Origin of the sequence: Rhodanobacter sp. Root627, from assembly GCF_001427835.1 — a bacterium.
GTDB lineage: Bacteria > Pseudomonadota > Gammaproteobacteria > Xanthomonadales > Rhodanobacteraceae > Rhodanobacter > Rhodanobacter ginsenosidimutans.
The window spans coordinates 1,549,090-1,571,182 of the sequence record NZ_LMGW01000001.1 but is presented as its reverse complement, the minus strand read 5'-3'; the positions used below and the strand labels follow the sequence as shown (position 1 = coordinate 1,571,182).

General features: G+C 63.8%; 28 protein-coding genes. 26 read left to right on the top strand and 2 right to left on the bottom strand.

Annotation, left to right across the window (positions count from 1 at the left end; genetic code table 11):
• The 23 genes from rplP to ASD68_RS07215 all read left to right on the top strand — a co-directional run bounded on the left by rplP (position 1) and on the right by ASD68_RS07215 (position 14,032).
• Positions 1-414, top strand: a complete 414-nt coding sequence (gene rplP, locus ASD68_RS07325) for a 50S ribosomal protein L16 (protein WP_007082181.1) — start codon at positions 1-3, stop codon at positions 412-414.
• Complete coding sequence (rpmC, locus tag ASD68_RS07320) at positions 414-599, top strand: 50S ribosomal protein L29 (protein WP_007082182.1); 186 nt, start codon at positions 414-416, stop codon at positions 597-599. Before rplP ends, rpmC begins: the two co-directional genes overlap by 1 nt.
• A 12-nt stretch (positions 600-611) precedes the next feature.
• Entirely contained in the window at positions 612-893 is a 282-nt protein-coding gene (rpsQ, locus tag ASD68_RS07315; RefSeq protein ID WP_007082183.1) for a 30S ribosomal protein S17, read from the top strand.
• Positions 894-907: 14 nt separating this feature from the next.
• The gene (gene rplN, locus ASD68_RS07310) at positions 908-1,276 is read left to right on the top strand and encodes a 50S ribosomal protein L14 (RefSeq protein ID WP_007082184.1); all 369 of its coding nucleotides are present in this window, start codon (positions 908-910) and stop codon (positions 1,274-1,276) included.
• A gap of 13 nt (positions 1,277-1,289) precedes the next feature.
• The gene (gene rplX / locus ASD68_RS07305; protein ID WP_007082185.1) at positions 1,290-1,604 is read left to right on the top strand and encodes a 50S ribosomal protein L24; all 315 of its coding nucleotides are present in this window, start codon (positions 1,290-1,292) and stop codon (positions 1,602-1,604) included.
• A gap of 8 nt (positions 1,605-1,612) precedes the next feature.
• The gene (rplE, locus tag ASD68_RS07300) at positions 1,613-2,155 is read left to right on the top strand and encodes a 50S ribosomal protein L5 (protein WP_193385304.1); all 543 of its coding nucleotides are present in this window, start codon (positions 1,613-1,615) and stop codon (positions 2,153-2,155) included.
• Positions 2,156-2,167: 12 nt separating this feature from the next.
• Positions 2,168-2,473: a 30S ribosomal protein S14 gene (gene rpsN / locus ASD68_RS07295; protein ID WP_007082187.1), complete on the top strand. Its 306-nt coding sequence runs from the start codon at positions 2,168-2,170 to the stop codon at positions 2,471-2,473.
• A 216-nt stretch (positions 2,474-2,689) separates the two neighbouring features.
• On the top strand, positions 2,690-3,085 hold the full coding sequence (gene rpsH / locus ASD68_RS07290) for a 30S ribosomal protein S8 (protein ID WP_056080647.1): 396 nt from the start codon (positions 2,690-2,692) through the stop codon (positions 3,083-3,085).
• Positions 3,086-3,095: 10 nt separating this feature from the next.
• Positions 3,096-3,623 (top strand): 50S ribosomal protein L6, encoded by a 528-nt coding sequence (gene rplF, locus ASD68_RS07285; RefSeq protein ID WP_056080644.1) that lies wholly within the window; start codon positions 3,096-3,098, stop codon positions 3,621-3,623.
• A 112-nt stretch (positions 3,624-3,735) separates the two neighbouring features.
• Entirely contained in the window at positions 3,736-4,095 is a 360-nt protein-coding gene (gene rplR, locus ASD68_RS07280; protein WP_193385305.1) for a 50S ribosomal protein L18, read from the top strand.
• Positions 4,096-4,211: 116 nt separating this feature from the next.
• The gene (gene rpsE, locus ASD68_RS07275; RefSeq protein ID WP_007082191.1) at positions 4,212-4,721 is read left to right on the top strand and encodes a 30S ribosomal protein S5; all 510 of its coding nucleotides are present in this window, start codon (positions 4,212-4,214) and stop codon (positions 4,719-4,721) included.
• The gene (rpmD, locus tag ASD68_RS07270; protein WP_040671001.1) at positions 4,714-4,914 is read left to right on the top strand and encodes a 50S ribosomal protein L30; all 201 of its coding nucleotides are present in this window, start codon (positions 4,714-4,716) and stop codon (positions 4,912-4,914) included. Before rpsE ends, rpmD begins: the two co-directional genes overlap by 8 nt.
• Complete coding sequence (gene rplO, locus ASD68_RS07265; protein WP_193385306.1) at positions 4,914-5,351, top strand: 50S ribosomal protein L15; 438 nt, start codon at positions 4,914-4,916, stop codon at positions 5,349-5,351. Before rpmD ends, rplO begins: the two co-directional genes overlap by 1 nt.
• 4 nt (positions 5,352-5,355) lie before the next feature.
• On the top strand, positions 5,356-6,678 hold the full coding sequence (gene secY, locus ASD68_RS07260; protein WP_007082194.1) for a preprotein translocase subunit SecY: 1,323 nt from the start codon (positions 5,356-5,358) through the stop codon (positions 6,676-6,678).
• Positions 6,679-6,804: 126 nt separating this feature from the next.
• Entirely contained in the window at positions 6,805-7,161 is a 357-nt protein-coding gene (gene rpsM / locus ASD68_RS07255) for a 30S ribosomal protein S13 (protein ID WP_007082195.1), read from the top strand.
• 12 nt (positions 7,162-7,173) lie between these two features.
• The gene (gene rpsK / locus ASD68_RS07250; RefSeq protein WP_007082196.1) at positions 7,174-7,560 is read left to right on the top strand and encodes a 30S ribosomal protein S11; all 387 of its coding nucleotides are present in this window, start codon (positions 7,174-7,176) and stop codon (positions 7,558-7,560) included.
• Between the two features lie 10 nt (positions 7,561-7,570).
• Positions 7,571-8,197: a 30S ribosomal protein S4 gene (gene rpsD, locus ASD68_RS07245; protein WP_056080640.1), complete on the top strand. Its 627-nt coding sequence runs from the start codon at positions 7,571-7,573 to the stop codon at positions 8,195-8,197.
• A gap of 15 nt (positions 8,198-8,212) precedes the next feature.
• Positions 8,213-9,211 (top strand): DNA-directed RNA polymerase subunit alpha, encoded by a 999-nt coding sequence (rpoA, locus tag ASD68_RS07240; protein ID WP_056080637.1) that lies wholly within the window; start codon positions 8,213-8,215, stop codon positions 9,209-9,211.
• A gap of 178 nt (positions 9,212-9,389) precedes the next feature.
• Entirely contained in the window at positions 9,390-9,773 is a 384-nt protein-coding gene (rplQ, locus tag ASD68_RS07235) for a 50S ribosomal protein L17 (protein WP_056080634.1), read from the top strand.
• Between the two features lie 190 nt (positions 9,774-9,963).
• Entirely contained in the window at positions 9,964-10,470 is a 507-nt protein-coding gene (locus ASD68_RS07230; RefSeq protein WP_056081096.1) for a disulfide bond formation protein B, read from the top strand.
• A gap of 2 nt (positions 10,471-10,472) precedes the next feature.
• Positions 10,473-11,867 carry a 3-deoxy-7-phosphoheptulonate synthase class II gene (locus ASD68_RS07225; RefSeq protein WP_056605270.1) on the top strand — a complete coding sequence of 465 codons (1,395 nt, stop codon included), beginning with the start codon at positions 10,473-10,475 and terminating at the stop codon, positions 11,865-11,867.
• A 96-nt stretch (positions 11,868-11,963) separates the two neighbouring features.
• On the top strand, positions 11,964-12,746 hold the full coding sequence (locus tag ASD68_RS07220; protein ID WP_056604916.1) for a c-type cytochrome: 783 nt from the start codon (positions 11,964-11,966) through the stop codon (positions 12,744-12,746).
• A complete protein-coding gene (locus ASD68_RS07215) occupies positions 12,743-14,032 on the top strand; it encodes a cytochrome c (RefSeq protein WP_056080625.1) in 1,290 nt (429 codons plus the stop codon). Before ASD68_RS07220 ends, ASD68_RS07215 begins: the two co-directional genes overlap by 4 nt.
• Positions 14,033-14,054: 22 nt before the next feature.
• Here the strand turns inward: ASD68_RS07215 and ASD68_RS07210 are convergent, their stop codons facing one another.
• Together ASD68_RS07210 and ASD68_RS07205 are read right to left on the bottom strand one after the other, a co-directional pair.
• Positions 14,055-14,552 carry a mismatch-specific DNA-glycosylase gene (locus ASD68_RS07210; RefSeq protein ID WP_235578655.1) on the bottom strand — a complete coding sequence of 166 codons (498 nt, stop codon included), beginning with the start codon at positions 14,550-14,552 and terminating at the stop codon, positions 14,055-14,057.
• Between the two features lie 17 nt (positions 14,553-14,569).
• Positions 14,570-15,253, bottom strand: coding sequence for an ATP-binding protein (locus ASD68_RS07205; protein WP_056080620.1), 684 nt, complete (start codon positions 15,251-15,253; stop codon positions 14,570-14,572).
• 65 nt (positions 15,254-15,318) lie between these two features.
• On the opposite strand from ASD68_RS07205, the gene ASD68_RS07200 reads away from it, so the two are divergent.
• The 3 genes from ASD68_RS07200 (at position 15,319) to ASD68_RS07190 (ending at position 22,091) form a co-directional block, all read left to right on the top strand.
• Positions 15,319-16,440, top strand: coding sequence for a mechanosensitive ion channel family protein (locus ASD68_RS07200; RefSeq protein ID WP_235578654.1), 1,122 nt, complete (start codon positions 15,319-15,321; stop codon positions 16,438-16,440).
• 152 nt (positions 16,441-16,592) lie between these two features.
• Positions 16,593-18,089 (top strand): ribonuclease G, encoded by a 1,497-nt coding sequence (rng, locus tag ASD68_RS07195; RefSeq protein ID WP_056081093.1) that lies wholly within the window; start codon positions 16,593-16,595, stop codon positions 18,087-18,089.
• A gap of 27 nt (positions 18,090-18,116) precedes the next feature.
• A complete protein-coding gene (locus tag ASD68_RS07190; protein ID WP_235578675.1) occupies positions 18,117-22,091 on the top strand; it encodes a YhdP family protein in 3,975 nt (1,324 codons plus the stop codon).
• Positions 22,092-22,093 lie beyond the last annotated feature (2 nt).

Below are 22,093 nucleotides of genomic sequence, written 5' to 3'. Positions count from 1 at the left end.
ATGTTGCAACCTAAGCGAACCAAATACCGCAAGCAGTTCAAGGGCCGCAACGACGGCTTGGCCCAGTGCGCCAACCTCGTCAGTTTCGGCGAGTACGGCCTGAAGGCGATCACGCACGGTGCGATCACCGCGCGTCAGATCGAGGCCGCCCGTCGTTGCATCACGCGCTACGTCAAGCGTGGCGGCAAGTTGTGGATCCGCGTGTTCCCCGACAAGCCGATCACCAAGAAGCCGATCGAAGTGCGTATGGGCGCCGGCAAGGGCAGCGTCGAGTTCTGGGTTGCCCAGATCCAGCCCGGCCGCATGCTTTACGAGATCGAGGGTCTCGACGAGACCACGGCGCGTGAAGCGTTCCGTCTGGCGGCGGCGAAGCTGTCCGTGCAGACCCAGTTCGTGACCAGGGCGGTGATGTGATGGCCAGCAAAGATATCAATAACCAGTCGGCCGACGAGTTGAAGCAGCACCTGCTGGACCTGCGCAAGGAGCAGTTCAACCTGCGCATGCAAAAGGGTTCCGGCCAGCTCACTCAGCCGCACCAGCTTCGCCGCGTTCGGCGTGACATCGCCCGCACGAAGTTCGTGCTCGGCGGCAAGAAGTAAGGGACGGCCGAGATGAGCGCCAACAATCAAGAAGTTCAAGCAGAAGCGAAGCAGGCGCGTACCCTCGAGGGTCGCGTCACCAGCAACAAGATGAACAAGACGGTCACCGTGCTGGTCGAGCGCCAGGTGCAGCATTGGCTGCTGGGCAAGATCATCCGTCGTTCGACCAAGCTGCATGCGCAGGACGACCTGGGTGCGAACGAAGGTGATCTCGTACGTATCGCCGAGTGCCGTCCGTTGTCCAAGACCAAGCATCACCGTGTGGTCGAAATCATCACGCGCGCCAGCGTCTAAGGGAGGGTGCAGACATGATTCAGGTGCAAAGCACGCTCTCCGCAGCGGACAACAGCGGCGCGAAGGAACTGATGTGCATCAAGGTGCTCGGTGGCTCCAAGCGCCGTTACGCCGCGATCGGCGATGTCATCAAGGTCACCGTGAAGGATGCGATTCCCCGCGGCAAGGTAAAGAAGGGCGAGGTGTACAGCGCCGTGGTGGTTCGTACCGCCAAGGGCGTGCGCCGTCCCGATGGTTCGCTGATCCGTTTCGACGGCAATGCAGCGGTCCTCCTCAACAACAAGCTCGAGCCGATCGGCACCCGTATTTTCGGGCCGGTTACCCGCGAGCTGCGCAGCGAGAAGTTCATGAAGATCGTCTCCCTCGCGCCTGAAGTGCTCTGAGCGGAGTCAAGACATGAACCGTATCCGTAAAGGTGATCAGGTCCTCGTGATCACCGGCAAAAACAAGGGCCAACGCGGCGATGTGCTGCGTGTTGCAGGCGAGCGCGTGTTCGTCTCCAACGTGAATCTGGTCAAGCGCCACACCAAGCCGAACCCGCAGGCCAACCAGGCTGGCGGTATCGTCGAGCGTGAAGCTTCGATCCATCTCTCCAATGTGCAGCTGTTCAACCCCGCCACGAACAAGGGTGAACGCGTCGGCACCAAAACGCTCGAAGATGGGCGCAAGGTCCGCGTGTTCCGTTCGAATGGCGAGGTCGTGGACGCGTAAGGAACACGATCATGACGCGCCTTGAAAAGTTTTATAAAGAGCAGGTAGTGGCGAAGCTCACCGAGCAGTTCGGCTACCAGAACGTGATGCAGGTTCCCCGCATCACCAAGATCACGCTGAACATGGGCGTGGGCGAAGCGGCCGGCAACAAGAAAGTGCTGGAGAATGCCGTGGCCGATATGGCCAAGCTTTCGGGCCAGAAGCCGATCACGACCAAGGCGCGCGTTTCCGTGGCCTCGTTCAAGATCCGCGACGGCTGGCCGATCGGTTGCAAGGTCACCTTGCGCCGCGCCCAGATGTGGGAGTTCATGGACCGCCTGATCAACATCTCGCTGCCCCGCGTGCGCGATTTCCGCGGCGTGTCGGCGAAGGCATTCGACGGCCGTGGCAACTACAACTTCGGCATCAAGGAACAGATCATCTTCCCGGAGATCGATTTCGACCAGGTCGACGCGCTGCGCGGTATGGACATTTCCATCACCACCACCGCCAAGACCGATGACGAAGCCAAGGCCTTGCTGGCCGCGTTCAGCTTCCCGTTCCGCAACTGATAGGCGTTATCCATGGCCAAGACATCAATGGTGAACCGCGATATCAAGCGGACCAAACTCGTCCAGAAGTACGCCGCCAAGCGCGCCGAACTGAAGGCGATCGTACTGAGCGCCACCGCTTCTTATGAAGAGAAGATGGACGCCCAGGGCAAACTGCAGAAGCTGCCGCGCGACGCCAGCCCGGTACGCCAGCGCACGCGCTGCGCGTTGACCGGCCGCCCGCGTGCCGTCTACGCGAAGTTCGGCCTGGGTCGCAACAAGCTGCGTGAAGCGACCATGCGCGGCGACGTGCCGGGTCTGCGCAAGGCCAGCTGGTAATTTGATTGAGCCGACGTCGGGGCATTCCGCCCCGACGTCGAGCCACGCGCTGGCATGTCGCCATCGCTGATGCGACTACCGCATCGAGATTCGCTAAAACCTGGTAAAGCTGATATAGTCGGCGGTCTGCGCAACGCAGGCCGGCTTCCATGCTGGCTCACAATCTGATTGATTTCCGGTTTTATCGGATATCGGTGCACTCTGAAGGATGTTTTCATGAGCATGACTGATCCCATCGCCGATCTGTTTACGCGCGTCCGCAATGCCCAGGCCATGGGCAAGCCGACCGTTCGTATGCCGTCGTCGAAGTTGAAGGTGGCGATCGCCAACCTTCTCAAGAACGAGGGTTATATCCTCGATCTCAAGACCTCCGCCGAGGAGGGCAAGCCAGTACTCGAGATTCAACTCAAGTACTTCGACGGCGCACCCGCCATCGAGACCATTTCCCGTGTCAGCCGCTCCGGCCTGCGTGTGTATCGCGGCAAGGACGAGCTGCCCAAGGTGCTGGGCGGTCTGGGCATTTCCATCATCTCGACTTCCGCCGGTCTACTGACCGACGCGCAGGCCCGTGCCAAGGGTCTGGGCGGCGAAGTCATCGGCCAAGTGGCATAAGGAGTCGATCATGTCACGAGTAGCCAAACAGCCGATTACCCTGCCCAAGGGCGTGGAACTGGTCGTGGGTGCCGAGAACATTTCGGTCAAGGGCCCGAAGGGAACCCTGTCCGTTCATCATCTGCCGGGTGTTTCGGTGGCGGTGGACAACGGCGTTGCCACCATCAGCCTCGCCGAAGGTACTGATGACATGTTCGGCGGCACCGCGCGTGCGTTGCTGGCCAACATGGTCAAGGGCGTTTCCGACGGTTACGAGCGCAAGCTGGAGTTGGTCGGCGTGGGTTATCGCGCTTCGATGACCGGCAAGTCGCTGAACCTCAGCCTCGGGTTTTCCCATCCGGTGGTGTTTGAAGCGCCCGAAGGCATCAGCATCGAGACGCCGACGCAGACCGAAGTCCTGATCAAGGGCAGCGACAAGCAGCGCGTCGGCCAGGTGGCCGCCAAGATCCGCGGCTTCCGTCCGCCCGAGCCGTACAAGGGCAAGGGCGTCCGCTATGCCGGTGAGAAGATCACGATGAAGGAAGCCAAGAAGGCTTAAGTGGGTTAGTACGCTTTCCCTGCGTGAGGAAAGCGGCCATTCATGGCCGCACTCCTCAAAAGAGCAGGGCGATTCGCTAACACTCATGCAAGTCGATCCGCTTCCTGGAGATATAACGATGAACAAGAACGAAAGTCGTCTGCGCCGCGCCAAGTCCACCCGCTCGCACATCCGCAAGCTGGCGGTTGCGCGCCTGTCGGTGCATCGCACCGGCCAGCATCTGTACGCGCAGGTGTTCGATGCGTCGGGTACCAACGTGGTGGCCGCTGCCTCGACGCTGCAGAAGTCCGTGGCCGAAGGCCTGAAGGGCACCAAGAACTTGGCCGCTGCCGCGGCGGTGGGCAAGGCTGTGGCCGAGCGCGCCAAGGCTGCCGGTATCGAGTCGGTGGCATTCGACCGCTCCGGTTTCCGCTATCACGGGCGTATCAAGGCGTTGGCCGAAGCTGCTCGCGAAGCGGGTCTGAAGTTTTAAGAAAGCGACACCTGGTTCGGCAGTGCCTCCGGCGTGCCGATGCCGCAAGCAACACCTACAACTCCAAGCGGCCCAGCCGCAAGCAAAGTCCCGTTTGTCGGGCATACGGATAGAACATGTCTTCTAACGATCGCGAAAATTCGGACGGCCTGCTCGAAAAGCTGATTGCCGTCAACCGCGTGGCCAAGACCGTCAAGGGTGGCCGCCAAATGAGTTTCACCGCGCTGACGGTTGTCGGCGACGGCGAGGGCAAGGTCGGCTTCGGCTATGGCAAGGCACGTGAAGTGCCGGTGGCCATTTCCAAGGCGATGGAGCGCGCCCGCCGCCAGATGGTGAACATCGAACTGAACAACGGCACGCTGTGGTACGCCATCAAGGCCAACCATGGTGCGGCCCGCGTCTACATGCAGCCCGCTTCCGAAGGTACCGGCGTGATCGCCGGCGGCGCCATGCGTGCCGTGCTGGAAGTGGTTGGCGTCAAGAACGTGCTGGCCAAGGCGGTCGGCTCGCGCAACCCGATCAACCTGGTGCGCGCCACCATCAAGGGTCTGCAGGCGGTCGCCTCGCCCAAGAAGATCGCCGCCAAGCGTGGCAAGACACTGGAAGAGGTGCTCGGCAATGGCTAAGTCTCAAGCAACCGCCGACAAGACCGTGCGCGTGCGCCTGGTCAAGGGCCTGCGCGGCGTGCAGGCGCGTCACCGTCTCAGCGTGAAGGCGCTGGGTCTGGGCAAGCTCAATGATGTCCGCGAATTGAAGGACAGCCCGCAGGTTCGTGGCCTGATCAACACGGTCTACTACCTGGTCCGGGTCGAGGAGTAATCATCATGCGTCTGAATGACATCAAGCCGGCCGCCGGTTCGCACAAGACGCGTTTGCGCGTCGGTCGCGGTATCGGTTCGGGCCTGGGCAAGACCGCCGGTCGCGGTCACAAGGGTCAGCATGCCCGTGCGGGCGGCACCCACAAGTACGGTTTCGAAGGCGGCCAGATGCCGCTGAACCGCCGGATGCCGAAGGTCGGTTTCCGTTCCAAGCTGAAGGTCGGCAGCCAGGAAGTGTTCCTGTACCAGCTGGCCAGTCTCAAGGCTGACGTGATCGACGTCGTCGCGCTGCATCAGGCTGGCCTGATCAACAGTCGCGCCAAGAAGGTCAAGGTCGTCCTGAAGGGCGAGATCGGTCGCGCGGTGAAGCTGTCAGGTCTGCTGGCTACCGCCGGCGCCAAGGCAGCCATCGAGGCGGCCGGCGGCAGCGTGGAGTAAGACGGTGGCTGCAGCCAAGGGCAATGCACTCGGCAAGCTCGGCAAGCTGACGGAGCTTCGTCAGCGCATCTTCTTCGTGATCGGCGCCCTGGTGGTGTTCCGCCTGGGCTCGTTCATTCCGGTGCCCGGCGTCAATCCGGCGGCGATGACCAGCCTGGTCAACGGCAATGGCCTGATGGACATGTTCAACATGTTCTCGGGGGGCGCGCTGGAGCGGTTCTCGGTGTTCGCGCTGGGCGTGATCCCGTACATTTCCGCGTCGATCGTGATCCAGATGATGGGGTCGGTCGTACCCAGTCTGCAGGCACTGCGCAAGGAAGGCGAGTCCGGCAAGCGCAAGATGACCATGTACACGCGCTTCGGCACGGTCGGGTTGGCGTTGTTCCAGTCGTTCGGTATCGCGGTGGCGCTGCAGAAGCAGGTGGCGGCCGGCGGGGCACCGGTGGTTTACCACCCGGGCTTCGGCTTCATCATGGCATCGGTGATCGGGCTGACCGCGGGAACGATGTTCCTGATGTGGTTGGGCGAACAGATGACCGAGCGCGGTATCGGCAACGGCATCTCGCTGCTGATCTTCGCCGGTATCGTTGCCGGCCTGCCGGAAGCGGTGGTGCATACGCTGGGCATGGCCAACAACGGCGAGCTGACGGTGCTGAAGCTGTTGATGGTGTTCGGGCTGGTCCTGGCGGTCACGGCGTTCGTGGTGTTCATGGAGCGTGCGCAACGGCGTATCACCGTGAATTACGCGCGACGCGGCGGCGGTCAGAACGCTTACCAGAACCAGAGCTCGCACCTGCCGCTGAAGATCAACATGTCGGGTGTGATCCCGCCGATCTTCGCGTCCAGCCTGCTGATGTTCCCGGCAACGGCGATCACCTGGTTCGGTACCGGTCACCAGTCACGTTGGCTGCAGGAACTGACGCAGTCGCTGAATCCGGGCGAGCCGTTGTACGACATCGTGTACTCGATCCTGGTGATTGGTTTCGCGTTCTTCTATACGGCGATCGTCTTCAACGCCGATGAGACCGCCGACAATCTCAAGCGGTCAGGTGCGCTGATTCCGGGCATCCGTCCGGGTCGGGCCACGGCCAGTTACGTCGACGCGGTAATGACGCGCTTGACCGGTGTGGGCGCTCTGTATCTGGTGCTGGTGTGCCTGGTGCCGTCGTTCATGCAGAGCTTCTGGCACGTACCGTTCTATTTCGGCGGCACCTCGCTGCTGATTGTGGTGGTGGTGGTGATGGACTTCACGTCGCAGATCCAGGCGCATCTGGTCAGTCATCAGTACGAAAGTCTGCTCAAGAAGGCCAACCTTCGCCGCAGTTGAGCTGCGTGTGTCGGGTTCGAAGTCGGGAGGTGGCGGCACCGCGGTGCCGCAGGGCTTTCCCGGCAGTGTAATTCAGGTTAGAATTGCGCGTTTACCGCGCACGAAACGCATCGGAGAAAGAACATCATGGCGCGCATCGCGGGTGTCAATTTGCCGGTCCAGAAGCATGTCTGGGTTGGTTTGCAGAGCATTTACGGTATCGGCCGCAGCCGGGCCAAAAAGGTCTGCGCGGATGCTGGTGTGGTTCCCACCACCCAGATCAAGTCCCTCAGCGAGGGTGAGGTGGAGAAAATCCGCCACGAGATCGGCAAGTACATTGTCGAAGGTGATCTGCGTCGCGAGGTGGGTATCGCCATCAAGCGTCTGATGGATCTTGGTTGCTACCGTGGCCTGCGCCATCGTCGTGGCCTGCCGGTGCGCGGTCAGCGCACGCGTACCAACGCACGTACCCGCAAGGGTCCCCGTCGCGCGATCAAGAAGTAACGGATTCCGAATATGGCTAAGCCGGTAAAAGCAAAGAAGAAGATCAAGCGCGTTGTCACCGATGCGGTGGCCCACGTGCAGGCTTCCTTCAACAACACCATCGTCACCATCACCGATCGCCAGGGCAATGCCTTGTCGTGGGCTACCGCCGGCGGCGCCGGTTTCCGTGGCTCGCGCAAGTCCACCCCGTTCGCTGCGCAGGTCGCAGCGGAAAAGGCCGGTCGCGTGGCTGGCGAGTATGGCGTCAAGACAGTCGAAGTGCGGATCAAGGGCCCAGGCCCGGGTCGCGAGTCGGCCGTGCGCTCGCTGAACGCGTTGGGCTTCAAGGTGCTCAACATCATCGACGTCACGCCCATTCCGCACAATGGCTGCCGTCCCCCCAAGAAGCGTCGAGTCTAAGGAGTAACCCATGGCCCGTTATCGTGGAGCTACCTGCAAACTCGCCCGTCGCGAGGGTGCGGATCTCAACCTGAAGAGCCCGGCGCGTGCGCTGGATTCCAAGTGCAAGCTGGAAAACAAGCCCGGTCAGCATGGCGCCAACAAGCGCATGCGCATGTCCGACTACGCCGTGCAGTTGCGTGAGAAGCAGAAGGTCAAGCGCATCTACGGTGTGCTTGAGCGCCAGTTCAGCAACTACTACACCAAGGCGACCACGCTCAAGGGCAACACCGGTGAAAACCTGTTGCGCCTGCTCGAGAGCCGCCTGGACAACGTCGTTTATCGCATGGGCTTCGCGGTGACCCGCGCCCAGGCGCGTCAGCTGGTTGCCCACAAGGCGATCCTGGTGAACGGCAAGAAAGTGAATATTCCTTCGTACCAGGTTCGTCCGGGCGATGCGATTGCACTGACTGAAAAGGCGCGCAGCCAACTGCGCGTGCAGGAAGCGGCAACCGTGTTCGACACGATGGACCTGCGTCCGATCTGGGTCGAGGTCGATGCCAAGAAATTTGAAGGTACGTTCAAGTCGGTGCCGGATCGCGGCGATCTGCCGTCCGACATCAATGAAGCATTGATCATCGAGCTTTACTCGAAGTAATTACCGGAGCTCTGCATGGCAGTTTCGTCAACTAGCGTGCTGCGGCCTCGTGGCCTCAGCGTCGAACAGCTCGGAGCCAACCGCGCCAAGGTGGTGGTCGAGCCGCTCGAGCGTGGCTTTGGCCACACCCTGGGCAACGCGCTGCGTCGCGTGCTGCTCTCCTCGATCCCTGGCAGTGCCATCGTCGAGGTGGAAATCGATGGCGTGCTGCACGAGTACACCACCCTTGAGGGTCTGCAGGAGGACGTGATCGAAGTCCTGCTCAACCTGAAGGAAGTGGCGATTCGTCAGCACACCGGCGATGAAGTCACCCTTACGCTGTCCAAGAAGGGCAAGGGCGTGGTCACCGCCGGCGACATCGCCGTCGATCACTCGGTGGAAATCATCAACCCCGAGCACGTGATCTGCCACCTGACCAAGGACATCGCACTCAACATGCGCCTGAAGGTGCGTCGCGGCGTCGGCTACCAGCCGGCCAGCGCGCGCCAGCATCCGGATGACGAGGCGCGTCCGATCGGCCGGCTGCAGCTGGACGCGTCGTTTGCCCCCGTGTTGCGCGTCGCCTATGAGGTGGATGCGGCTCGTGTCGAACAGCGTACCAACCTCGACAAGCTGGTTCTCGACATCGAGACCAACGGCACCATCAATGCCGAGGATGCGGTCCGCAAGGCGGCCGAGATCATCAACGACCAGTTGTCGGTCTTTGGCGACTTCTCGCGTCGCGAGAACGACATCAGCACCGCCGAGAAGAGCGGTTTCGATCCGTTGTTGCTGCGTCCGATCGATGATCTGGAACTCACCGTGCGTTCGGCGAACTGCCTGAAGGCCGAGAGCATCTACTACATCGGCGACCTGGTGCAGAAGACCGAGGTCGAGCTGCTGAAGACGCCGAACCTGGGCAAGAAGTCGCTCACCGAAATCAAGGACGTCCTGGGTGGCCGTGGCCTGGCCCTGGGCATGAAGCTTGAAAACTGGCCGCCGCCGGGCTTGTCCCACGGCATGCAGTTGGGTTGATTGAAAGCCGGGACTCGGCAGACGGGATTCGGGATTCGGTAAGGCACGCTCTCGCGAGCGCATGCTTTTCACGAATCCCGCATCTCTAATCCCGAATCCCGAATAAAAGCGGGCAATCCGCGGAAAGCCGGACACAGGTGCCGGTTTTTCATAACAACAGACTAGAGAGTTTTCCGCCATGCGCCATCAATATTCCGGACGCAAGCTCAATCGCACCAGCAGCCATCGCGAAGCCATGTTCAAGAACATGGCCTCGTCGCTGTTCAAGCACGAGCTGATTCGTACCACCCTGCCCAAAGCGAAGGAACTTCGCCGCGTCGCCGAGCCGCTGATCACGCTGGCCAAGACCGATGGCGTCGCCAACCGTCGCCTCGCCTTTTCGCGCCTGCGCGACAAGGAAGCGGTGGGCAAGCTGTTCGTCGAGCTGGGCCCGCGCTACCGCGAACGTCCCGGCGGCTACCTGCGTATCCTGAAGTGCGGCTTCCGTCCCGGCGACAATGCGCCGATGGCGTACGTCGAGCTGGTGGGCCGTCCGCAGGTCGAGGCAGTCGACGCCGACTAAGCGGCACGGACATCCAGACGTCCAAACACGAAACCCCGGTCGGGCAACCTTCCGGGGTTTTTGTTTGTCGAAAGATCGGTTCTGTCGGCGCATCCATCGCCGGTGCGATGATGTATTTGGCCCGGTCCGGCATGCTGACAGCATCGCGCCGAACCGGTAATGTCGGGAGCTCGCCATGCAGCAAGATGTCATGAATCCACTTCGTTGGTCGTACCGCGTCAGTTTCCTCGTCGGGTTTTGCGCCTGTTTCGGCTTGCTCGCTTTCGCCCTGTACGCCGAATACGGCCTCGGCATGGCGCCTTGCCCCTTGTGCGTGTTCCAGCGCATTGCCTTCCTTGCGATGGGTTTCTTCTTCTTGCTGGGAGGCTTGCATGCGCCGAGCGGCCGCAACGGTCGGTGGACATACGCGGGGCTGGTGCTGCTGAGTGCACTGGGCGGGCTTGTCACTGCCGGCCGGCACCTGTGGTTGCAAACGCTGCCACCGGATCAGGTTCCGTCCTGCGGTCCCGGCATCGGCTATCTGTTCGATGCGTTTCCGTTGGGGAAAATGCTGAAGCTGGTGTTCACCGGTTCGGGTGAGTGCGCCAAGGTGGAGCCCATCCTGGGCTTGCCGATGCCGGCGTGGAGTTTGTTGTGGTTCGTGTTGCTGGCGGTGCTGGTGATCGTGGCAAGCCGTCGTCGTAGCGTGGGGAAATGATCATGCAACCTGGGTCGCAGCGGGGCGCGAACACCTTCCCGCCAGCGCCGGCGTCGTGGACCCCGGCATCGTGGCAGCAGCACGAAGCACTCCAGCAGCCGCATTACGAGGACGCAGCCGAGCTGGCCGCGGCCACCACGCACCTGGCGCAGCTGCCGCCGCTGGTGACGTCGTGGGAGGTTCTGGCTCTGAAGCAGGCCTTGGCCGAGGCGCAGGATGGGCAGCGATTCCTGCTCCAGGGCGGCGATTGTGCCGAGAGCTTCGCCGACTGCAGCAGCCCGATCATTTCCAACCGGTTGAAGGTATTGCTGCAGATGAGTCTCGTGCTCGTGCACGGTCTCAAGAAGCCGGTATTGCGGGTCGGGCGTTTTGCTGGCCAGTACGCGAAGCCGCGCTCGGCGGACATGGAAACGCGCGACGGCGTGAGCCTGCCGAGTTTTCGTGGTGACCTGGTCAACAGCCCGGAATTCACGCCCGCCGCGCGGCGGCCCGATCCGCAGCGGTTGATCCAGGCGCATGCGCATTCCGCCTTGACGATGAACTTCGTGCGTGCGCTGGTCGATGGCGGGTTCGCCGATCTGCGCCATCCCGAGTATTGGGACCTGGCCTGGGTGGAGCATTCGCCCTGGGCGGCCGAGTATCGGCAAATGGTGGCGGCCATCGGCGATTCCCTGCAGTTCATGGAAACGCTGGCCGGCCCGATTGCCGGTTTTTCCAAGGTGGATTTTTTCACCTCGCATGAAGCGCTGCTGTTGCATTACGAGCAGGCGCTGACGCGCGAAGTGCCGCGTAACCCTGGCTGGTTCAACCTCTCCACCCACTTCCCCTGGATCGGCATGCGCACGGCGGCGCTGGATGGCGCGCATGTGGAATATTTCCGCGGCATCCGCAATCCGGTGGCGGTGAAGGTGGGCCCCACGGTGACGGCGGACCAGTTGCTGCCCTTGATCGACGCACTGAACCCCGAGGATGAGCCGGGCCGGCTCACGCTGATCCATCGCATGGGCAACACGAAAATCGGCGAGGCCTTGCCGCCGTTGCTGCAGGCGGTCAAGCGCGAAGGGCGCCGCGTGTTGTGGGTGGCCGACCCCATGCATGGCAATACCGAGGGCACGTCGAACGGCTACAAGACGCGACGCTTCGCCAATATCAGCGGCGAGCTCGATCAGGCGTTCGATATCCACGCGGCGGCAGGTACGCGCCTGGGCGGCGTGCATCTGGAGTTGACCGGCGAGGACGTGACCGAATGCACCGGCGGCGCACGTGGCCTGGTTGATGCGGATCTGGACCGTGCCTACAAATCGATGGTGGATCCGCGCTTGAACTACGAGCAGTCGCTGGAAATGGCCATGCTGATCGTGCGCAAGTCGAACGGAAAGATTCCCTTCCACGGCTGATCCTCCCGGGAAATCCACGCGGCGAGGTGCGGCACGACGTCGCGGTTGACTCCATGTTTGCGCGATTGCCTGTGACAGGGGATCTATAATCGGCGGATGAACTGGTTTGTCTTGCCGTACCTCGCCTGGTCGGGATGGGCTTCGCGGGCAGCGATCGCGTTGCTCGTGGTTTGTGCGCCTCTTGCCACGACGTTGGCCGCCGATTCCGTATCCACCGCGGACACGCAGCCGCAGGTTCCCGATACGATTCAGCAGCGCGTGAAAGCCTGCACCACCTGTCATGGCGTGCACGGCGAGGGCTCCGCCGGCGACGGTGTGTTCCCGCGACTGGCGGGCAAGCCGGCTGCTTATCTTGCGCAGCAACTCGCTTATTTCCAGGACGGTCTGCGCAAGTACGCGCCGATGGAATACACCGTGCGCCAGCTTAGCCCGGCTTACATGGAAGAGATCGCCGCCTATTTTTCCGCCCAGGAAGCGCCTTATCACCAGTCGCCGGTGCCTTCGGTTTCCACGGCGGTGATGGAGCGCGGCAAGCAGTTGGTGGAACGTGGTGATTCGACACGCGGCATCCCCTCGTGTGTCAGTTGCCATGGTGAGCGGCTTACCGGCGTGGAGCCGGCGATGCCGGGTCTGGCCGGGTTGTCCTACGATTACGTCAGCGCGCAGATCGGCTCCTGGCGCACGCATACCCGTGCGGCAAAGTCGCCCGATTGCATGGCGATCGTGGCCAATCGCCTGCGTGATTCCGACATCACGGCGGTCGCCGCGTGGCTGGGCAGCCTGCCGCCACCGACGGACATGCACGCGCAGCCGGCCGATGTCGAAAAGCAGGTCTTGCCGGGCTGGTGCGTGGTGAGTGACGCCGGAGTCACGCCATGAAGCGGTGGCTTGGCGGTTTGCTGGCGGTCGTCATCGTGCTCGTGGCGTTGGCGTTGGCGTGGACGTTCTTCCCCTCGCCCCGGGAAAAATCGCCACAGTCCGCATCATCCCAGGTGAGTGCCACCACTCTGCGTGACCCCGCGCTGATTGCCCGCGGCGAATACCTTGCCGCGGTTGGCGATTGTGCGGCCTGCCATACCCGCAAGGGCGGCGTTCGTTATGCGGGTGGTCGTTCGCTGGCGACGCCGTTCGGCAATGTGCCGGCGCCCAACCTCACGCCGGACCCCGAGACCGGCCTGGGCCAGTGGAGCTTCGAGGATTTCTGGCGGGCATTGCACCTGGGCGAGGGACGCCACGGCGAGTTGCTGTATCCGGTGTTTTCCTACACCTCGTTCACCAAGGTCACGCATGACGACGCGCTGGCGATCTTCGCCTACCTGCAGTCGTTGCCGCCCGTGCGGCAGGCGTCCGAGGAGCCCTCGTTGCGTTTCCCGTACAGCCTGCGTCGCAGCCTTGCGGCGTGGCGCGCGCTGTATTTCAAGCCTGGGGTTTATCAGCCTGACCCCGCGCGGTCGGAACAGTGGAATCGCGGCGCCTACCTGGTACAGGGCCTGGGCCATTGCAACGAATGCCATGCCACGCGTGACGCACTCGGCGGCCTGTCTCCCGATCACACGCTGACCGGCGGCCAGATTCCCGAGCAGAACTGGTACGCCCCCGATCTGAGCGTCAACCAGGGTGGCGGGCTGGAAGGGTGGAGCAAGGGCGACATCGTCGACCTGCTGAAAACCGGTCAGTCGGCCAAGGGCGCAGCCTTCGGGCCCATGGCGGACGTGGTGCGCAAGAGCACCCAGCACATGACCGACACGGATCTGGATGCGATCGCCACCTATCTGCAATCGTTGCCGGCGCGCCCGGCCGCACAGGCGCTGGTGTCGCGCGTGTCGTTCGACCGGAAGAAGGGCGCGCAGCTGTATGCGGATCGGTGTGCGGATTGCCATGGTGCCGATGGTCGCGGCGTGGCGGGCATCTATCCACCGCTGGACGGCAATACCTCGATCAACGAACCGACCGGCATCAACGCGATCCGCACCGTGCTGCTGGGCGGTTTTGCGCCGGTCACCGCGGGTAATCCGCGTCCGTACTCGATGCCGCCTTATGCGCAGGAATTGAACGACGAGGATGTGGCGGCGGTGGTCAGCTACATCCGCCAGTCGTGGTCGAACAAGGCGCCGGCGGTGCGGCCGTCGGACGTCAGCGTCTACCGGCATACGCCAATCGATTAGCGCGCGAATGCTGCGCCCGGCTTCACCGGTTGCGCAGCGTCTCCACCAACTGCCCAAGCGCGAGCCATGGCGCAATCTGCCAGTGCCCTCGCGCCTGGCCGGACGGCGAGGGCAGTACGAACAACTGTGTCGTGCCGATATGCCCGGTCTGCAGGCCGTAATCCACCGCGTGGCCCAGCGCAGCGCGTGCGGCATTCTTGCTGGTGAACGCGAGCACGTGCGGGGAATAAATCGCGATCTTGGCGTGCAGTGCAGATACGTCGAAGGCGTCAGGTGGCAGTTGGTTGTCATTGCCGCTGTGGCGCTTGGCCAGGTCGGTAAGGCCAATGCCGAAGTCTGGCAAGACGGGGAATTCGGAAGGCGCCAGTCGGCGCGGGGTGAGCCTTGCCTCGTGCAGTGCGCGCCAGAACAGATTGCCGGGGTGCGCGTAGTAGGCGTGTTCGGCGGCCGATCGTTTGCCCGCGGCGGTGCCGCAGAACACCAGGGCCAGGCCCGGTTGCAGCAGGTCGGGCAGGATCATGTCCGCATCGGCCACCATCACGCGTCCGCAAGCAGGAAATCGGTGAACTGGAAGCGGTCGTCGCGCAGCACCGATTCGCCGCGGTTCAAGGTCAGCGGTTGGCGAAACAGTGGCCCGGCGTAGCTCAGTGTGTGGAATTCGCCGCGTTCGCCGCAGGGGTCGACGCCGGCGGGGAGCGAATCGAGCAGCGCCGCATCGTAGTCGCGGCCGCAGAAACCTGCGTCCAGTTGCTGCGTGTCGACGCAGCACAACCTGGCGCGATGACCTTCGCTGATGAAGCGCCGCGACAACAGGGTGGTGTCCTCGCCCCACAAGGGAAACACCGCGCGCCAGTTTTCGCGGCCGAGTTGGCGCACCCGATAGTCGCGCACGTCTTGCAGGAACAGGTCGCCGAAAGCGCAATGGCGCAGTCCGGGCCAGCGGCGTTGTGCCTGCGCCAGCGCCTCCGCATGTGCCTTTTCATAGGCCTCGTTGCTGCCGGGCCAGTCCAGCGCCACTTCCACCAGCGGCAGGCCGAGCGCGGCGGTTTGTGCGGCGAGCACTTCCTGCCGCACGCCATGCATGGCCACCCGCTGGTAGGAGCGGTTGATGGTGGTGAGCAGGCCGACGACGTGCCAGCGTGGGTCGGCAAGCAATCGCTGCAGGGCGAGCAGGCAATCCTTCCCGCCGCTCCAGGCCAGCAGTATGGGGCGCGCATTCATTGCCTTACTTTAACTTGCTCCCGTATCGACGTGGCATGGACGTAGGCGCTGCCAAGGTGGCGGCCATGATCCCCCTCATCGATTTCTGGAACGCCCATCCGTGGGCACGACTGGGCGCCACCATCGTCGTCGCCTTGCTGCTCGGCGCCTTGTTGCACCGTCTGGTTTACCTGGTGTTGCGCCGGCTGACGCGTGGCCGCGAGGTGGCCACCGACATGTTGCACCGTGCCAGTGCGCCGATGGGCTGGCTGGTGCCGTTGATCACGTTGACGGTGGCCTTGCGCATGTCGCCAATGGTTCCCGGGTTGATACAGCACGTGCTGCTGGCGGCGTTGATCGGCACCGCCACCTGGCTGGGCGTGTCGTGCATCGGTGCGCTGGAGAGCTGGATGGTGCGCGAATATCCGCTCAACACCGCTGACAACCTGCGTGCACGGCGGGTACAAACCCAGGCTCGCGTGCTGGGCCGCGCCGGGGACGTCATCCTGGTGTTGATTGGCGCCGCACTGATCCTGATGACGATCCCCGGCGTTCGCCAGATCGGAACCAGCCTGCTGGCGTCGGCGGGCGTGGCGGGACTGGCGCTGGGTTTTGCCGCCAAGCCGGTATTGGGCAACCTGATCGCCGGCCTGCAGATCGCGCTGGCGCAGCCGATCCGGCTGGACGACGTGGTGATCATCGAAGGGGAGTGGGGCCGCATCGAGGAAATCACCGGCACCTATGTCGTCGTGAGCATCTGGGACGAGCGGCGGCTGGTGGTGCCGCTGAACTATTTCATCGAGAACCCGTTCCAGAACTGGACCCGCACCACCTCGCAGCTGATCGGCTCGGTGTTTCTGTGGCTGGATTACCGCATGCCACTGGAGCCATTGCGCGCGGAGTTGCAGCGGTTGTGCAAGCAGGCACCGCAGTGGGACGGCCGGGTGTGCGTGTTGCAGGTGACCGACGCCAATGAACAGGCGATGCAATTGCGCGTGCTGGTCAGCACCGTGGATTCGGGCACCGGCTGGGACCTGCGTTGTTTTGTGCGCGAGGGGCTGATCGCATTCGTGCAGGCCAACTATCCGCAGCACCTGCCGCTGCGCCGCACCGAGTTTCATCAGGCTGAAAGCGCCGCGTCACCGCCGGACCGCTCCCGTCCGCTGCTGGCGCAACCTGCCGACGGGCCGTCGCCGGGTTCGCCCTGAGAGCGCTATGGGCGCGCTTTCATCCGGCGCCGTGTACCTGATCGTCGTGTCGCATCGTCGGCGTAGGCCGACCGCGTCACAACAGCCCGTGCGATGGATCGACAGCCGCCGCGGCCACCCGCTATAAAGAACACTTGTCCTGGGGGTGTGTGGTGAGTGAAGAGATCCTGATCAACGTAACCCCGCGGGAAACACGAGTTGGTGTGGTCGAGAACGGCATGCTGCAGGAAGTGCATGTCGAACGCGCCTCCAAACGTGGCTACGTGGGCAATATCTACAAGGGTCGCGTGCAGCGGGTGATGCCGGGCATGCAGGCGGTGTTCGTGGAGATCGGGCTGGAGCGCGCGGCGTTCCTGCACGCGTCGGACATCGTGAAGCCGCCGGCGCCGGGTGGCGCCGATGGCACGGAATCGAACGGCAACGGCCACATTCCATCGATCAGCGAACTGGTGCACGAAGGCCAGGAAATCGTGGTGCAGGTGGTCAAGGACCCGATCAGCACCAAGGGCGCACGGTTGTCGGCGCACCTGTCGATTCCTTCCCGCTATCTGGTGTTGTTGCCGTATTCGCGCACCCTGGGCATTTCCGCGCGCATCGAGGACGAGGCCGAACGCCAGCGGCTCAAGGACGTGCTCACGCCGATGATCGGCGAGGACATTCCCGGCAGCCACCGGCTGGGTTATATCGTGCGCACCAACGCCGAGGGGCAGAGCGCCGAATCGCTGGCGTTCGACGTGGCCTACCTGGGCAAGGTCTGGCGTGTGGTGCAGGAGAACATCGCCAAGGCGAAGGCGGGCGAGCGCGTCTACGAGGAATTGTCGCTGCCGCTGCGCAGCCTGCGCGACATGCTCAACAGCGACATCGAAAAGGTGCGCGTCGATTCGCAAACCACGTTCGACAACGTGGTGAAGTTCGTGCACAAGTTCATGCCGAGCCTGGACGACCGCATCGAGCACTACGACGGCGAGCGACCGATCTTCGACCTGTACGGGGCCGAGGACGAAATGCAGCGCGCGCTCAAGAAGGAGGTGCCGCTGAAATCCGGCGGTTACCTGATCGTCGACCAGACCGAAGCGATGACCACCATCGATGTCAACACCGGCGCCTACCTCGGCACCCGCAATCTGGAAGAAACCGTCTACCGCACCAACCTGGAAGCGGCCCAGGCCGCATCGCGGCAACTGCGCCTGCGCAATCTGGGCGGCATCATCATCATCGATTTCATCGACATGGTGGATGAGGAACACAAGCGCCAGGTGCTGCGGATGCTCAACAAGGGCCTGGCGCGCGACCACGCCAAGACCACCGTGTACCCGATTTCCGCACTGGGCCTGGTGGAGATGACGCGCAAGCGCACCACGGAAAGCCTGGCCCGGCAACTGTGCGAGCCCTGCGCCACCTGCAACGGCCGGGGCGTGCTGAAAACCGCCGAAACCATCACCTACGAGATCTTCCGCGAGATCACCCGCGCGGTCCGCCAGTTCGATGCCGAGAAGCTGCTGGTGATGGCCAACCCGGCGGTGGTCAACCGCATCCTGGAAGAAGAGTCAGGCGCGGTGGCGGAACTGGAAGAGTTCATCTCCAAAAGCATACGATTTCAGGCTGAAGAGCATTATTCGCAGGAACAGTTTGATGTCGTTTTGCTGTAAATCCGTCGGGATCCGTTGCGCGTGAACATGGAGTGGCGACGCCGTTGGCAGCGGGCCGCTCGTGGCCTGGGCTGGACGGCAGGCAGTCTGCTGATCGCCCTCGCATTGATGGTGGCGTTGGCGCAGCTGTTGCTGCCGCTGGTGGCCCATCACCCGGACTGGGTGGCCGCAAAGCTTTCGCAACGCCTGCAACGCCCCGTCAGCATCGAGGCGATGGAGGGCCATCGCCCCCGTTCCGGCCCGTCGCTGGTGCTGCATGGCGTGACCATCGGCGTGCCGGTAGGCGAAAGCGGAAGCCCGTTGCACATTCCCTCGTCGAGTTTGAAGCTCGATTTCGGTGGCTGGCTTTGGCCGTCGCGGCATCTGTTCAACCTGCACGTGAGCGGGTTGCAACTCGATGTCCTGCACAGTCGTGATGGCCGCTGGCATCTCGATGGCATCGGTACGGATGCCACGGCGCAGCGGCAGCCGGTATCGCTGCGAGGCATGTCGCTCGATCTGTGGCTGAACGACGTGCGCGTCAATGTCACCGATGAAGCGCTCGACCGGCATTACACACTCACCTCCCGTCAGCTTCGGCTGAGCCGTCGCGGCGGAAACTTGCGGGTTGGTGGCGTGCTGCACCGGACCGGTGCGGCGGGATCACTGAGCGTGGTCGGGCGTTTCAGCGATGACGGCAGTGCGGGCAGGCTCTGGCTCGGCGCGGATCAGGTGGATCTCCAGGCGGCGCTGCAAGGCGTCGATATGGACGGCTATACGGCCAATCGTGGCCATGGTCGCTTGGGGGTTTGGGTTGATTGGCGCGACAAGCGCATCGTCGGCGCCACCGCGCGCCTCGATCTCAACGACGTGCAGATCACCGCGCCGAACCACGACAGCGCCAACGTGCCCGCCTTGCATGGCGTGGCCAGCCTGCGCCGGAACGATGACGGTTACGAACTGCGCTGGGCGGGCGACCAGGGCGGCGCGCTGGTGCTGGCGCTGCACCAGCCGGCAGATGGAAAGCGGTGGCTGGCCGTTGCCGCCCGCGATCTGCAACTGGCGCCATTGTTGCCGTGGCTGGCGCTGAAATCCGGGCTCCCGAACGGGGTGGCGCAGTGGCTGGGCGATGGACGCCCCCATGGTGAATTGAGCCGGCTGGCGATGAACTGGAGCGAGGCGGCCGGGTTGCGGTCGATCGAGCTGGCGTTCAAGGACGTGGGCATCGACGCGGCCGGTGCATTGCCGGGCGTCAGCGGGTTGCGCGGCACCCTGCGCGGTGATGGCGAGGCGCTTTCGCTGGAACTGCCCGTGCAGGCGACCACGCTGACGTTCCCGCATCTTTTCCGCCAGCCACTCGCGTTGTCGAAACTTGGCGGCACGCTGGCGTTCTGGCCTGACGGTGACGACTGGCATCTCGGCGCCGATGCACTCGACATCGAAGGCGACGGTTTTGCCGGGCAGGTGCGTGGCCAGGTGCTGTTGCCCGCGAAAGGCGGCAAGCCGTTTGTCGACCTGTATGCCGCGGTGGATCACGCGGATGTCACGGCGACGCGCCTGTTCCTTCCGCCATCGACATCGCCCCATGGGACCACCGCCTGGCTGGACACCGCACTGGCCGGCGGCACGCTCGACAGCGCGCAGGTCGTGCTGCACGGGAATCTGGCCGACTGGCCGTTTCGCCACAATGAAGGGCGGTTCGAGGCGCACGCGAACATCAGCGACCTGACGCTGGATTATGGCCACGACGAATGGCCGGTCGCCAAAGGCGTTGATGTGGTCGCCAGTTTCGTCAACAACGGCTTGCTGGCCGAAGCCAGCAGTGGCCAGTCGTTGGGCGTCAAGGTCGACAAGGCTGTCGCGGTGATACCCGACTACGGGCAAAGCCTGCTCGACCTCAACGTGAGCGGCCACGGCGCCGCCCGTGATCTGCTCACGTTCGCCCGGCAAAGCCCGGTGGCGCGTCGCGAGGCTGATGTACTGGCAAAAATGAAACTCGGCGGCAGCGCCACGTTCGATTTCCACCTGGTGTTGCCGCTGCATGACGTGCAGTCGGTGAGCCTTGACGGCAAGGCGCAGCTCAGTGCCGCCGATCTTGATGCGCCGGACTGGAACCTGGCGCTGGGCAAGCTTGCCGGCCCGCTGCGTTTCGACGCGCATGGCCTGCGGGTGGGGCCGTTGAGCGGCGCGTTCCATGGCCAGCCCTCGACGCTGCAACTGGCGGTGGGTGCCGCAACCGGTGACCCATCGACAGTGCTTTCGGCCAGCATGACAGGCCGCTACACGATGGCCGAACTGGTCAGCGATTACCCGACGCTGGATTGGCTGGGCAAGCTTGCCGACGGCCGCAGCGATTTCACGGTCGGTTTTTCCATTGCCGATTCGCGTGGCGCGGCACCCGCCGCGCAGTCCTTGCGCATCGATTCCAGCCTGGACGGCACCGCGCTCGATCTGCCGGCTCCGCTACGCAAACCCGCCAATGGCAGCCTGCCGCTGCACGTGGCGCTGACGCTGCCGGTCGATGGCAGCGATGTGCAGCTGTCATTGGGGCAGGTGATGCGCGGGCATTTGCGTCTGCCGCAGGATGTACCGAACACGGGCAACCCGGGTGCGCGGAAGCCGCTGGCCGGCGCCCTGGCCTTCGGCAGCGAGATGCCCACCGCCTTGCCCGCAAAAGACCTGCGCATCCTCGGTCACGCCGACACGCTGGATGTGACAGGCTGGGTCCAGCGCGCTGCGGCCGGCACGGGCGGCGATGGGCCGGGTCTGGAAAGCGTGGATGTAAGCACCGAACACGCCGAGTGGTTTGGCCAGCCGCTGGGTGCGATGCAGATCCGCGCCAATGTGCAGCCGGATGCGTTGAGCGTGGACGTGACGGGCGCGGCGATGGTCGGCAATTTCAGCATTCCGCGGCAGGAACTCGCCAAGCGCGGCATCACGGCGCGGTTGCAGCGCTTGTACTGGCCGAAGGAGACGAAGGAGTCGACTGAGCCGCACAAGCCGTCTGCCGCGCCCGCAGTGGCCGCGGCGCCACCGGCCGAGCCGACTCCCGCGTCCGCGGTGGAGGATCACCCGTCCGATACCGGCATCGCTCCCGCATCGGTACCGCCGCTGCATCTGTGGGTGAGTGATTTGCGCCTGGGTACGGCGCGCTTGGGCGAAGCGCGGCTGGAAAGCTGGCCGACGGCCGACGGCATGCACATCGATCAACTGCGTGCGCTGTCCAGTCGCGTGCAGATCACCGGCAGTGGCGACTGGAATGGCACGGCCAGCGACAGTCATACTCATATGCGCATCGAATTCGCCGCGGAAAACCTCGGCAGCATGCTGACCGCGCTGGGCTACACCGGTCTGTTCGAAGGCGGCAAGACGCATGACGAGCTGGATGCCAGCTGGCCCGGGTCGCCCTCGGCGCTGGCGCTGGCCAACATGCGCGGCACCTTGAAAGTGAACGTCAGCGACGGCCGCATTCCGGAGGTTCCACCCGGCATGGGCCGGTTGTTCGGTCTGGTGTCGATGGCCGAACTGCCGCGTCGGCTGACCCTGGATTTCGGCGACGTGTTCGGCAAGGGCCTCGCATTCGACGCGATCACCGGCGACTTCACCCTGGCCGACGGCAATGCCACCACCGACAACCTGGTGATTCAGGGGCCGGCGGCCCGGATCAGCATTTCCGGCCGCACCGGCCTGCGCAGCCGCGATTACGACCAGCAGGTGACCGTGGTACCGCATGTGGGCAACAGCTTGCCGATCGTGGGAGCCGTAGTGGCCGGACCCATCGGTGCGGCGGCGGGGATCGCCATGCAGGGCTTGCTCGGCAAGGGCCTCAACCGCGCCGCAGGCGCCCGATATCACGTCAGCGGCAGCTGGGACAAACCAGTGATGACGCTGATCGAGAAACACGATGTGCCCACGCCCGCGACAACCGCGCCGGTTCTGGCGCCGCCGTATCGCGACGCGGGGGAGCCGCCTGCGGCCGGTACGACCTTGCTGCCGGCGCCAGCCAGTTCTGCCGCGCATTGAGG

Excerpts from the sequence above, each read along its gene's own strand:
- rpsN (WP_007082187.1), top strand. The coding sequence starts at position 2,168 with ATGGCCAAGACATCAATGGTGAACCGCGATATCAAGCGGACCAAACTC.
- ASD68_RS07230 (WP_056081096.1), top strand. The coding sequence starts at position 9,964 with ATGAATCCACTTCGTTGGTCGTACCGCGTCAGTTTCCTCGTCGGGTTT.
- rplF (WP_056080644.1), top strand. The coding sequence starts at position 3,096 with ATGTCACGAGTAGCCAAACAGCCGATTACCCTGCCCAAGGGCGTGGAA.
- rplX (WP_007082185.1), top strand. The coding sequence starts at position 1,290 with ATGAACCGTATCCGTAAAGGTGATCAGGTCCTCGTGATCACCGGCAAA.
- rpsM (WP_007082195.1), top strand. The coding sequence starts at position 6,805 with ATGGCGCGCATCGCGGGTGTCAATTTGCCGGTCCAGAAGCATGTCTGG.
- rpsE (WP_007082191.1), top strand. The coding sequence starts at position 4,212 with ATGTCTTCTAACGATCGCGAAAATTCGGACGGCCTGCTCGAAAAGCTG.
- rplQ (WP_056080634.1), top strand. The coding sequence starts at position 9,390 with ATGCGCCATCAATATTCCGGACGCAAGCTCAATCGCACCAGCAGCCAT.
- ASD68_RS07220 (WP_056604916.1), top strand. The coding sequence starts at position 11,964 with ATGAACTGGTTTGTCTTGCCGTACCTCGCCTGGTCGGGATGGGCTTCG.
- rpsH (WP_056080647.1), top strand. The coding sequence starts at position 2,690 with ATGAGCATGACTGATCCCATCGCCGATCTGTTTACGCGCGTCCGCAAT.
- rpsQ (WP_007082183.1), top strand. The coding sequence starts at position 612 with ATGAGCGCCAACAATCAAGAAGTTCAAGCAGAAGCGAAGCAGGCGCGT.
- rplN (WP_007082184.1), top strand. The coding sequence starts at position 908 with ATGATTCAGGTGCAAAGCACGCTCTCCGCAGCGGACAACAGCGGCGCG.
- rpsD (WP_056080640.1), top strand. The coding sequence starts at position 7,571 with ATGGCCCGTTATCGTGGAGCTACCTGCAAACTCGCCCGTCGCGAGGGT.
- ASD68_RS07210 (WP_235578655.1), bottom strand. The coding sequence starts at position 14,552 with ATGATCCTGCCCGACCTGCTGCAACCGGGCCTGGCCCTGGTGTTCTGC.
- ASD68_RS07190 (WP_235578675.1), top strand. The coding sequence starts at position 18,117 with ATGGAGTGGCGACGCCGTTGGCAGCGGGCCGCTCGTGGCCTGGGCTGG.
- rpsK (WP_007082196.1), top strand. The coding sequence starts at position 7,174 with ATGGCTAAGCCGGTAAAAGCAAAGAAGAAGATCAAGCGCGTTGTCACC.
- rpmD (WP_040671001.1), top strand. The coding sequence starts at position 4,714 with ATGGCTAAGTCTCAAGCAACCGCCGACAAGACCGTGCGCGTGCGCCTG.
- rpmC (WP_007082182.1), top strand. The coding sequence starts at position 414 with ATGGCCAGCAAAGATATCAATAACCAGTCGGCCGACGAGTTGAAGCAG.
- ASD68_RS07200 (WP_235578654.1), top strand. The coding sequence starts at position 15,319 with ATGATCCCCCTCATCGATTTCTGGAACGCCCATCCGTGGGCACGACTG.
- rpoA (WP_056080637.1), top strand. The coding sequence starts at position 8,213 with ATGGCAGTTTCGTCAACTAGCGTGCTGCGGCCTCGTGGCCTCAGCGTC.
- ASD68_RS07205 (WP_056080620.1), bottom strand. The coding sequence starts at position 15,253 with ATGAATGCGCGCCCCATACTGCTGGCCTGGAGCGGCGGGAAGGATTGC.
- ASD68_RS07215 (WP_056080625.1), top strand. The coding sequence starts at position 12,743 with ATGAAGCGGTGGCTTGGCGGTTTGCTGGCGGTCGTCATCGTGCTCGTG.
- ASD68_RS07225 (WP_056605270.1), top strand. The coding sequence starts at position 10,473 with ATGCAACCTGGGTCGCAGCGGGGCGCGAACACCTTCCCGCCAGCGCCG.
- rplP (WP_007082181.1), top strand. The coding sequence starts at position 1 with ATGTTGCAACCTAAGCGAACCAAATACCGCAAGCAGTTCAAGGGCCGC.